This window comes from Azospirillum sp. UFLA03-27 (assembly GCF_059803775.1).
In genome coordinates this window covers 1-10,895 of the sequence record NZ_JAUQTX010000225.1, presented here as the reverse complement: position 1 = coordinate 10,895, position 10,895 = coordinate 1, and the positions used below count along the sequence as shown (strand labels likewise).

General features: G+C 69.7%; 9 protein-coding genes, 1 tRNA gene and 2 pseudogenes. 9 read left to right on the top strand and 3 right to left on the bottom strand.

What is annotated here, in order from left to right; translation table 11 throughout:
* Positions 1-40: 40 nt before the first annotated feature.
* From argJ to Q4I23_RS25420, 8 genes and pseudogenes are all read left to right on the top strand, one after another.
* Positions 41-916: pseudogene (argJ, locus tag Q4I23_RS25455) on the top strand (bifunctional glutamate N-acetyltransferase/amino-acid acetyltransferase ArgJ); the annotation flags it as partial.
* A gap of 16 nt (positions 917-932) precedes the next feature.
* Complete coding sequence (locus Q4I23_RS25450) at positions 933-1,451, top strand: GNAT family N-acetyltransferase (protein WP_498528064.1); 519 nt, start codon at positions 933-935, stop codon at positions 1,449-1,451.
* Positions 1,451-1,894: a (deoxy)nucleoside triphosphate pyrophosphohydrolase gene (locus Q4I23_RS25445; RefSeq protein WP_149164075.1), complete on the top strand. Its 444-nt coding sequence runs from the start codon at positions 1,451-1,453 to the stop codon at positions 1,892-1,894. The genes Q4I23_RS25450 and Q4I23_RS25445 overlap by 1 nt, the downstream gene beginning before the upstream one ends.
* A gap of 440 nt (positions 1,895-2,334) precedes the next feature.
* Entirely contained in the window at positions 2,335-4,263 is a 1,929-nt protein-coding gene (gene recQ, locus Q4I23_RS25440) for a DNA helicase RecQ (protein ID WP_498528063.1), read from the top strand.
* A gap of 81 nt (positions 4,264-4,344) precedes the next feature.
* A tRNA-Thr gene (locus Q4I23_RS25435) sits at positions 4,345-4,419 on the top strand.
* An 82-nt stretch (positions 4,420-4,501) separates the two neighbouring features.
* A complete protein-coding gene (locus tag Q4I23_RS25430) occupies positions 4,502-6,073 on the top strand; it encodes a glycosyltransferase (RefSeq protein ID WP_498528062.1) in 1,572 nt (523 codons plus the stop codon).
* A gap of 155 nt (positions 6,074-6,228) precedes the next feature.
* Positions 6,229-6,642, top strand: a complete 414-nt coding sequence (locus Q4I23_RS25425) for a hypothetical protein (protein WP_454020415.1) — start codon at positions 6,229-6,231, stop codon at positions 6,640-6,642.
* Between the two features lie 46 nt (positions 6,643-6,688).
* Entirely contained in the window at positions 6,689-7,603 is a 915-nt protein-coding gene (locus Q4I23_RS25420; RefSeq protein ID WP_498528061.1) for a DMT family transporter, read from the top strand.
* Positions 7,604-7,606: 3 nt separating this feature from the next.
* Here the strand turns inward: Q4I23_RS25420 and Q4I23_RS25415 are convergent, their stop codons facing one another.
* The 3 genes from Q4I23_RS25415 to Q4I23_RS25405 form a co-directional block, all read right to left on the bottom strand.
* Complete coding sequence (locus Q4I23_RS25415) at positions 7,607-8,890, bottom strand: TRAP transporter large permease (RefSeq protein ID WP_498528060.1); 1,284 nt, start codon at positions 8,888-8,890, stop codon at positions 7,607-7,609.
* Positions 8,890-9,399, bottom strand: coding sequence for a TRAP transporter small permease (locus tag Q4I23_RS25410; RefSeq protein WP_237904412.1), 510 nt, complete (start codon positions 9,397-9,399; stop codon positions 8,890-8,892). Before Q4I23_RS25410 ends, Q4I23_RS25415 begins: the two co-directional genes overlap by 1 nt.
* Before the next feature lie 87 nt (positions 9,400-9,486).
* Positions 9,487-10,524: a DctP family TRAP transporter solute-binding subunit gene (locus Q4I23_RS25405; protein ID WP_498528059.1), complete on the bottom strand. Its 1,038-nt coding sequence runs from the start codon at positions 10,522-10,524 to the stop codon at positions 9,487-9,489.
* A gap of 149 nt (positions 10,525-10,673) precedes the next feature.
* Between Q4I23_RS25405 and Q4I23_RS25400 the strand changes: the two are divergent.
* A pseudogene (locus Q4I23_RS25400) lies at positions 10,674-10,895 on the top strand (OmpA family protein); the annotation flags it as partial.

The window sequence follows — 10,895 nt, the reverse complement described above, 5'->3', positions numbered from 1 at the left end:
GTTATAGTCTCGTGGGCTCGGAGATGTGTATAAGAGACAGGGCGTGATCGGCATCCCGCTGGCCGCCGACGCCATCGCCAAGGTCCTGCCGGGCATGGTCCCGGCGCTGAAGGACGACTCGGCGGCGCTGGAGGCCGGGGCGCGGGCCATCATGACCACCGACACCTTCGCCAAGGGCTCGACCCGTCAGGTCGCCATCGGCGGGACGACGGTGACGATCAGCGGCTTCGCCAAGGGCTCCGGCATGATCGCCCCGGACATGGCGACCATGCTGGGCTTTCTCTTCACCGACGCGGCCATCGCCGCCCCGGCGCTGCAGTCCATGCTGTCGGAGTTCACCGAGCGCAGCTTCAACGCCATCACGGTGGACGGCGACACCTCGACCAGCGACACCCTGCTGCTGTTCGCCACCGGCAAGGCCGGCAACGCCCCGGTCACCGACGCCCAGGCGCCGGAGCTGGCCGACTTCCGCAAGGCGTTGGAGGAGGTGATGCTCGACCTCGCGCTGCAGATCGTGCGCGACGGCGAGGGGGCGACCAAGTTCGTCTCGATCACGCTGGTCGGCGCCGAGAACGACGTGGCCGCCAAGCGCATCGCCCTGACCGTCGCCAACTCCCCGCTGGTCAAGACCGCGCTGGCCGGCGAGGACGCCAACTGGGGCCGCATCGTCGCCGCCATCGGGCGGGCCGGCGAGCGGGCCGACCGCGACCTCATCAAGATCACCATCGGCGGCACGCTGATCTGCGCCGAGGGCATGGAGGTTCCGGGCTACGACGAGGCGCCGGTCGCCGCCCACATGAAGGGCCAGGAGATCGACGTGCACATCGACCTGGGCATCGGCACCGGAACGTCCCGCGTCTGGACCTGCGACCTGACCCACGGCTACATCGACATCAACGGCTCCTACCGGAGCTGAGGCCGGCCTTGACGTCATGACCGGCGCACTCCTGCCCGAGCGCCTCGACACGGCGCGGCTGACGCTCCGCCCCTTCCGCATGGAGGATGTGGTGCGTTTCGTTCCTCTGATCGGGGAGTGGGAGGTGGCGCGCTGGCTCGCCCGCGTGCCCCATCCCTACGGCCTGGAGGACGGGCGCGCCTGGGTCGCCCTGGCCGCCCGCAACCGGGCGGAGCGCGCGTCGCTCGACCTGCTGGCGGTCCGTAAGGACGATGACCAGCCGGTGGGCGGCATCGGCGTGATCCTGGCGGACGGCGAGGTCGGCTATTGGCTGGGCCGGCCGCACCAGGGGGTCGGCTACGGCACGGAGATGCTGCGGGCCGTCGTTCCCGCCGCCTTCGCGCTGGGCCTGCCCCGCCTGTGGGCGCGGATCGCGCCGGACAACCACCGCTCCCGCCGCGTGCTGGAAAAGGTCGGCTTCCTGCCGCTCGACGACGCCGACCATTATGGACTGACCGCCGGACGCTGGCGGTTCCTCACCCAGGAGACCGCCTGATGCCGGCCTGCTTCGACCCCTCCTCTACCCCGGCCCCCGGTTCCCTGCCGACCCTGCTGGTCGTCGCGGTGGCCTTGGTGGACGCCGACGGCCGCGTCCTGCTGGCCCAGCGCCCGCCCGGCAAGTCGCTGGCCGGGCTGTGGGAGTTTCCCGGCGGCAAGGTCGACGCGGGCGAGACGCCGGAGGCCGCGCTGGTCCGTGAGCTGAAGGAAGAGCTTGGCATCGACACGGCGGCGAGCTGCCTCGCTCCCTTCACCTTCGCCTCGCACAGCTACGAAACGTTCCACCTGCTGATGCCGCTGTTCGTCTGCCGCGTCTGGGAGGGTGACGTGATGGCGCGGGAGGGTCAGAAGCTCGCCTGGGTCTATCCGAACCGCATGGGCGACTACCCCATGCCCCCCGCCGACGTGCCGCTGGTGGCGATGCTGCGCGACCTGTTGTAGCCGGTTGGGGATTTGCAACGCCGGGGAATTGCGCTACCTTATCGGGAGTGGCCGGCAGGTGCTCCTAACACCCACCGGCACGCTCCTAGTGCTTAGCGCACGGTGATGCGGATTTCGATCCGCCATCGCCGCCACTGGAGCACCAGGAAAAAGGGCATTTTTGGCATGCCTCTTTCTCCTTTCGAAACGGCGGGTGGCCTGTTCCACCCGCCGTTTTCACCTTACATACGATCGGATGCATTCGCGCCACAGTTTTTCCCGCATCGCGCGATGCGCCACCCTTGTCCCCACAGCCCTTCCGGATTGCGTCTTCACGAATCGGGTGATCTGTGCCACATCATAGCCGTCGCGTTCGGGATCGCACCCCGACCACCAGATTCTGACCCGAACACCAGATTCTAAATCGTCCAGAGACGGACCCGCATCTGAACCGCATCGGCGTGGACTCGCTCTTCAATCTCAAGGCCCATCCGGCGGAGCCGGCCCAGGACCCTGACGGCAACCCCGCCCTGGAGGCGCTGGCGTCGGTCTTCGGCTATTCCGCCTTCCGCGGGCAGCAGGCCGACATCATCGCCCACGTCATCCGTGGCGGCGACGCGCTCGTCCTCATGCCCACGGGCGGCGGCAAGTCGCTGTGCTATCAAGTGCCGGCGCTGGTGCGCGACGGTGTGACGGTGGTGGTTTCGCCGCTGATCGCGCTGATGCGGGACCAGGTGACGGCGCTGCGCGAGCTGGGCGTGCGGGCGGCCTTCCTCAACTCCTCCCTCGACGCCGCCGAGGCGCGCGAGGTGGAGCGGGCCATGGTCCGTGGCGAGATCGACCTCGTCTATGTGGCGCCGGAACGTCTGGTCACCCCGCGCTTCCTCGACCTGCTGGACCGCACCAGGCTCGCCCTGTTCGCGCTGGACGAGGCGCATTGCGTCAGCCAGTGGGGTCATGATTTCCGGCCCGAGTATCTCCAGCTCTCCATCCTGCACGAGCGGCACCCGACCGTGCCGCGCGTCGCGCTGACCGCCACGGCGGACGCGCAGACCCGCGCGGAGATCAAGGACAAGCTGGGGCTGACCGAGGCCCGCGTCTTCCTGTCCAGCTTCGACCGGCCCAACATCACCTACCGCGTCGTCCCGAAGAAGAGCGAACGCCAGCAGATGCTGGCCTTCCTGCGGGAGAACCATCCCGAGGACGCCGGCATTATCTATTGCATGTCGCGGGCGAAGGTGGAGGACACCGCCAACTGGCTGAACCAGCAGGGGCGGGAGGCGCTTCCCTACCACGCCGGCCTGCCGCCGGAGGTGCGCGAGGCGAACCAGGACCTGTTCATCAAGGGCGAAGGCATCGTCATGGTGGCGACGGTGGCCTTCGGCATGGGCATCGACAAGCCGAACGTGCGCTTCGTCTGCCACCTCGACCCGCCCAAGAGCCTGGAAGCCTACTACCAGGAGACCGGCCGAGCCGGGCGCGACGGCCTGCCCGCGGACGCCTGGATGAGCTACGGCATGGCCGACGTGGTGGGCCTGCGCCAGATGCTGGAGCAGTCGGAGGCCGGCGATTCCCACCGCCGCGTCGAGCGCTCCAAGCTGGAGGCGCTGCTCGGCTTCTGCGAGACCTCGGCCTGCCGCCGCAAGGTGCTGCTGAACTATTTCGGCGAGACGCTGGAGGCGCCCTGCGGCAATTGCGACACCTGCCTGGAGCCGGTGGAGACCTGGGACGGCACCGTCGCCGCGCAGAAGGCCCTGTCGGCGGTCTATCGCACCGGCCAGCGCTACGGCGCCGGGCACCTGATCGACGTGCTGCTGGGCAACGCGACGGAGAAGGTGGCGCAGCAGGCCCACGACGCGCTGAAGACCTTTGGCTGCGGCAAGGAGCTGTCGAAGGCGGAATGGCAGTCGGTCTACCGCCAGCTCGTCGCCGCCGGCTATCTGACGGTCGATCTGGAGGGCTATGGCGGCTTCCGCCTGACCGACGCCGGAATCCCGGTCATCAAGGGCCAGCAGACGGTCAAGCTGCGCAAGGACCCGGTGGTGGAGAAGCGCCGCGGCGTCCACGACGCGCTGCGCCGCCACGTCTCCCGCGGCGGCTCCGCCCCTTCCGGCGGCCTGTCCGGCGAGGGCGTGTCGCGGGCGGGTGCGCGCGGCGCCCTGTCGCCCGCCGACGACGCGTTGTGGCACGCGCTGAAGGACTGCCGCACCGAGCTGGCCCGCGCGCAGGGGGTGCCGCCCTACGTGATCTTCCACGACAGCACGCTGCTGGAGATGGTCGCGACGCGCCCGATGGACCGCGCCGCCTTCGCCCGCCTGCCCGGTGTCGGCGCCCGCAAGCTGGAGCGTTATGCCGACCCCTTTTTGGACGTCATCCGCCAGAAAGGATAATTTTATCCATCTCCCAAAAAAGCGCTTGCGCCGGTCCGCCCCCCCGGTTAATTTCCGCGCCCACGACGCATCGACGTCGGCGCCGCAGTAGCTCAGGGGTAGAGCAACTGATTCGTAATCAGTAGGTCCGGGGTTCAAATCCCTGCTGCGGCACCACTCTAAGGCCCTGGAAGGTAACGCCTTCCGGGGCCTTTCCATGTGTGGCAATACTCATCGCGCCCTTTTCCCAGCACGGCCGATGCACCAGCCCCCCTCCCCGTCCCCCCTCAACGACCTCGCCGCCGCGCTGCGCCGGCCCGTGACGAGCGGGCGGGACCTGAAGGCCATCGAGACGCTCTGCGAGGCCTTTCTCGACCGGGCCAGGACCGAGCGGGCGCGGGCGGCGCGGGAGTTGCCCCGGCTTGCGCGGGGAGCGGACACCGTCCTGCTGCTGTCGGCCATGGCCGCCGTCTCCGGCGACCTGCGCTATTACGACGAACTGCTCGACGCGGTGGAGGGGAACATCGCGCAATCCGGGCTGGAGGGGCTGCTGCACATCCACGCCGGCATCGGGCGCCAGCTCTTCCTGATGCGCATGAACCCGGCGAGCCGCCCCGGCTTCTTCGAGGAACGGCAATTCCCCTTCTACCGCCGCATCCTCGACGAGATGCGCCGCCGTCAGGCCATCGTCCCGCCCGCCCGCCGGGCCGGGGGAGCCGACAGCGGGCGGGTCGTGCTGGTGACCAACCAGTTCCTGTCGCTGCGCCACCAGCCGTCGCGCGACCTGCTGTCCTACGCCGCCCTGCTGGAAGACCGCTGCGGGCGGGAGGTGGTGATCCTCAACACCAACATCATGCCAGCGGCGGCGCACAGCCTGTTCGTGCCCTCCTTCGCGGCGTCGGTGGAGCCCACCTTCTCCGGCGATCAGCGGATCGAGGCGGACGGGCGCGGCTATCGGATGCTGTCCTCGGTCGCGCCCTGCGTCAGCCCCGGCAAGATCGCCTGGTTCCTGGAGGCCATCGCGGCGCTCGATCCTGACGCCGTGCTGTCGCTCGGCGGGTCGAACGTCGTGGCTGATCTGATGGCCGGAGCGCGCCCCACCCTGTGCATTCCGACCACCACCGGGACCACCCTGTCGCAGGCCGACATCGTGCTGGATTTCGGCGGAGGCGCGGCACCCGCCCACGGGCCACTGGCCCGGTCCTGGCGGCCCTTCCGCTTCCTGCATTCGCTGGCCGGGGCGGCGCCGCGGACGGACACGGCGCGCGCCGCCTTCGGGCTCGATGACGGCGCCTTCGTCTGCGCCGTCGTCGGCAACCGGCTGGACGAGGAGGCGGATGGCGCCTTCCTCGCCATGCTGGAGGCGCTGTTCGACAGCGTGCCGCGCGCCATCGCCGTCTTCGCCGGGCACGCCAACGCCCTGCCCCGGCAGCTGGCCGCGTCACGCCATGCAGCACGGCTGCGGTGCCTGGGCTATGTGTCGGACATGGGCGCCCTGCTGGCGGTCTGCGACGCCTATGTGAATCCCCGGCGGACCGGCGGAGGCGCCAGCGCTGCCGAGGCCCTGGCCGCCGGGGCGGTGCCGCTGTCGCTTCCCGGCGGCGACGTCGCCAGCGTCGTCGGTCTGCGCTTCATCCACCCCGACTACGACGCCTTCGTCGAACGGCTGGCCGCGTTGGCCGCCGACCCCGCCGCACTGGCCGCCGCTGCTGCGGAGGCCCGCGTCCAAGGGTCGCGCCGCACCGGGCCGGAGGAAGCCGCCGCCGCCCTGTCGCGCTATCTCGACGAGGCGGCGTCGCTGTTCCGCAGCCGACGTCCGTTGGAAGAGTGATCCGGGCCGCCCCCGTCAACCGCTTTATCGCACAGGCGGAGCAAACTCCCGGCTTGCTTTGGCGCCGGTGCCTTTCCAATATTCCGCGCTCCCCGACCGGGCGTCCGCTGGGACGCCACGGCGGGTGTCTTATTTTCTGCAACGAGGACCTTTTCATGCGCGCCTTCGACGGCCAGCATTCCGACAACGTCGCCATCAAGCGCACGCGGGAGCAGAAGCAGCTTCAGCTCCAGCAGTTGAAGGAGCAGCTCGCCACCCTGAAGTCCCACGCGGCCCCGGCGATCCGTGAAGCGCTGGTGAAGCGCATCGCCGAGCTGGACGCGGAGATGCGCCAGCCGCCGAAGCCGCCGCGCGAAGGCCGCGGCGACGGTCCCCGTGGCGAGGGGCGCGGCCCCCGTGGTGATGGTCCCCGTGGTGACGGCCCCCGGGGCGACCGCCCGCGCCGCGAGGGCTTCTCCCGCAGCGAGGCCTTCCGGTCGGACGGTCCGCGTGGTGACGGCCCGCGCAGTGAAGGCTCGCGTGGCGACGGTCCCCTTTCGCCCTTCGCATCCCCGCGCCGCCGCGGCTGAGCCGCGGAACCCACCTTGACGCGTCCAGTCCAATGAGTCGCCAGCCGTGAGCGAAAACGCCACCCCCGCCCGCCGCCGCCTGTTCGATCAGGCGTGGCTCCTGATGATGTTGCCGCCGCTGTTCTGGTCCAGCAACGCTGTCCTGGGCCGCGCGGTGTCGGGGGAGGTGCCGCCGGTCGGTCTGGCCTTCTGGCGCTGGACGCTGGGGATGCTGCTGGTGCTGCCCTTCGCGTGGCGGCACCTGCGGCACGACGCGCGGGCGCTGGCCGCCCAATGGCCGGTCGTCCTGCTGCTGTCGGCGCTGGGCATCGCGGTCTTCAACACCTTCCTCTATGTGGGTCTGCACACCACCACGGCGCTGAACGCGGTGATGATGCAGTCCTCCATGCCGGTGCTGATCGTGCTGATGAGCCTGGCCCTGTTCGGCGACCGCGTGACCCCGCTGCAAGGGGTGGGCATCGCCGTGTCGCTGACCGGCGCCCTGACGCTGATCGCGCGGGGCGACCCGGCGGTGCTGATCGGGCTGCAACTCGCCGCCGGGGACTTGTGGGTGCTGGCGGCGGTGCTCGGCTACGCCGCCTACACCGCCCTGCTGCGCCGCCGCCCGGCGGTGCATGGCCTCAGCTTCATCGCCGTCACCTTCGCGGGCGGCGCGGCGATGCTGCTGCCCTTCTACCTGTGGGAAAGCGTCGGCGGGAACCCCATGCCGATCACCCCGACGGCGCTGGGGGCGGTCGCCTACGTGGCGCTGTTCCCGTCGATCGCCGCCTATCTCTGCTTCAACCGCGCCGTGGCGTTGGTCGGCGCCAACACGGCGGGGATGTGCATCCATCTGATGCCGGTGTTCGGGAGCGTCCTCGCCATCCTGTTCCTCGGCGAGCAACCCCACCTCTACCACGCCGCCGGCATCGGCCTGATCGCGGCGGGCATCCTGCTGGCCACCCGCCGCGCCAAGGCCTGAGGGTTACAGGTAACCGAGCTTCCGGGGAAGCCAGAGCGCCAGCTCCGGCACGAAGGTCACCAGGACCAGCGCGCTGAGCATCGCGGCGACCATCCACAGAACCCAACGCACCGTCGATTCCATGCTGATGCCGGCCACCCGCGTGGTCACCATCAGGTTCACCGCCATGGGCGGGGTGAACTGGCCGATGGCGAGATTCATGGTCAGCATCACGCCGAACCACACCGGGTCCCAGTGGAAGGCGGTCATGATCGGGGTCAGCAGCGGCAGCAGGATCAGGAAGATCGACACCGCGTCGAGCACCATCCCCAGCGCCAGCAACGCCACGTTCAGCAGCAGCAGGACGAGGACCTCGCTGCCCACCCCCTCGATCGCCAGGGCGGCGACCCGGTCGAAGGCGCCCATCGTGCTGCCCGCCCAGGCGAAGACGCTGGACAGCGCGATGATGAGAAGCACCACGGCGGACATCTCCGCCGCCTCGGCCAGCACCTCGTACAGCTCGCGCCAGGTCAGGCTGCGGTAGACGAAGACGCCGACGGCCAGACCGTAGAAGACGGCGACCACCGCCGCCTCGGTCGGGGTGAAGGCGCCGGTGCGCAGGCCGCCCAGGATGATGACCGGGGCCAGCAGACCCCAGATCGCCTGCCGCAGGCTGCGCCAGAAGGGCGGGCGCGGCCCGGCGTCCTTCAGGCCGAAGCCGTGCTTGCGCGACAGCCAGATCGTCGGCGCCAGCAGGGACAGCCCGGCCAGCACGCCTGGGATCAGCCCCGCCGCGAACAGCGCCGGCACCGACGCCTGCGGGACCAGGACGCTGTAGATGATGAAGGCGACCGAGGGCGGGATCAGGATGGCCGTTGCCGCCGCCGCCGCGATCACGCTGGCCGAGAAGGCCTTCGGATAACCGGCCTTGTGCATGGACGGGATCATCACTGTGGCGACCGCCGCCGCGTCGGCGGGGCCGGAGCCGGAGATGCCGCCCATCACCATGCAGACCAGGATCGCCACCACCGCCAGCCCGCCGTTCTTCGCCCCGACGATGGAGGACGCGAAGGTGACGAGTTGCTTGGCCACGCCCGCCCGCTCGAAGATCAGGCCGGCCAGGATGAAGACCGGGATGGCCAGCAGCGGGTACTTGGCGATGCCGGCATAGACGTTGGTCGGAACCGACAGGATGCCGAGCTGCGCGTCCAGGATCGCCAGCGACCCCGCCAGCCCCAGGGCCACCGCCAGCGGCGCGCCGATCACCAGAAGCAGCAGGAAGCCGCCGAACAGAATCGTCAACGCCATCAGGCCGTTCCCTTCGCCGTGCGGATCAGGCGCCCGATCACGCGCAGGGCGACGACCGCCGACAGCAGCGGAAGCCAGACCGTGTAGAGCCATTGCGGGTTGCCCAGGCCGGGCGAGGTTTCCTCGAACCGCCACTGGTCGTAGGTCAGGCGTCCGCCGTACCAGACGAGCAGGCCGAACATGGCGAGCGCCGCCGTCCAGGCCACCAGCTCCGTCACCCGGCGCAGGGCCGGCGGCAGCTTCTCGGCGATGAAGGTGATGCGGATGTGCCGGTCGGCGGCGGCGGCGACGGCGGAGCCGAACAGAGTCATGACCACCAGCAGGAAGATCGAATATTCCTCGGTGAAGGCCAGGGAGACATCGGTCAGGTAGCGCGTCACGACGTTGGCGAAGGTGACGAGGCACAGAGCGGCCATGGACAGGGCGGCCAGCGAACGCTCCAGCGTCACCGGCACCCGCGTCTTGGGCTGCTCCGTCGCCATGCCGGCTTCCAGCAGATCGTTGTTCATCGGAAAATCTCGAATTGGGAACCGGTCGCCCCCACCCTTTTCCCATCGCGGATCAGGGTGGGGGCAACGGCACGGCAAGCCGCAGGCTTACTTCCGGTCGGCGACGGAGGTCTCGGCGGCCTTCACGAGGTCGGGGCCGATGGTCTTGGCCCACTTGTCGTAGACGGCGCGGGTGGCGGTCTGGAACGCCTTCTGCTGCTCGGGCGTCAGCTGCACGACCTCGACGCCCTGGGCGGCGATGTCCTTCAGCAGGCTGTCGTCCTGGGCGGTGATGCCCTTGCGGGCGATGGCGACCTCCTCCGCGGCGGCCTGGACGGCGGCGGCGCGCACCGCCTCCTGGTCCTCCTTGGACCAGCTGTTCCAGACCTCCTTGTTGACCACGAAGATCAGCGGGTCGGCGACGTAGCCCCACAGCGTCAGGTGCTTCTGGCCAAGCGTCGGCAGCTTGCCGGCGACGAACACGCCGACCGGGTTCTCCTGACCGTCGACGGCGCCGGTGGACAGCGCCGGCTGCGCGTCGGCCCAGCTCATCTGCGTCGGGTTGGCGCCCAGTGCCGTGAAGGTGTCGAGGTAGAGCGGCGAGCCGACGACGCGGATCTTCAGGCCCTTCAGGTCCTCCGGGGTGCGGATGGCGCGCTTGGAGTTGGAGACCTCGCGGAAGCCGTTCTCGCCCCAGGCCAGCGGCACCACATCCTTGGTGGCGAGCAGGTCGAACAGCTGCTTGCCGACCGGTCCCTGGGTCAGCGCGTCCATGGCCTTGTGGTCGGGCATCAGGAAGGGCAGCGAGAAGAGGTTCAGCTCCTTCACCTGCGGCGACCAGTTGATGGTGGAGCCCACCGCCATGTCGATCACGCCCTGGCGCAGCGCGGTGAATTCCTTGGTCTGGTCGCCGTTCACCAGGGCGGAGCCGGGATACATCTTCACATTGATGCGCCCGTTGGTCTTCTCCTTGACCAGCTCGGCCCAGCGGTCGCCACCGATGCCCCAGGGGAACGGCTTGCCCAGCACGGTGGACAGCTTGTACTCGGCCTTGTAGTCCGCCGCCGCCGCGCCGCTGGCGACCACGCCCGGCAGAACCATGGCGGCCAGCGCCAGACCGGCGAACAGCGCCTTCATCGACTTCATTCTTGTTTCCTCCCGCATACCGCAAACGAAAGATCGGACCGGGATCGTACAGAGGCACGCACGACTGTTCCACGCGGAATTTGACGGCCCGCCCCCAAGCCTGGGACAATGCGGGCATGCAAATGCGGACGTTCCCAACAATCGGGCTCTTGGCGTTCGGACTTTTAGGGGGCGGGCTGGCCCTTCCCGCGGGTCCGGCCCTGGCGCAATCGGCGGCGGCGCCCGCCGTCCCGCTCGGCCCCAACCCCAGCGAATGCGAGATCCAGGCCGCCCTGTTCGGCGCCGCCGGCCCCGGCTGCCCGCCCATCGTGATGAAGCGCCCACCGCCGCCGCCCGTCGCGGCGGCAACGCCTCCGGCCCCCGCATCAACC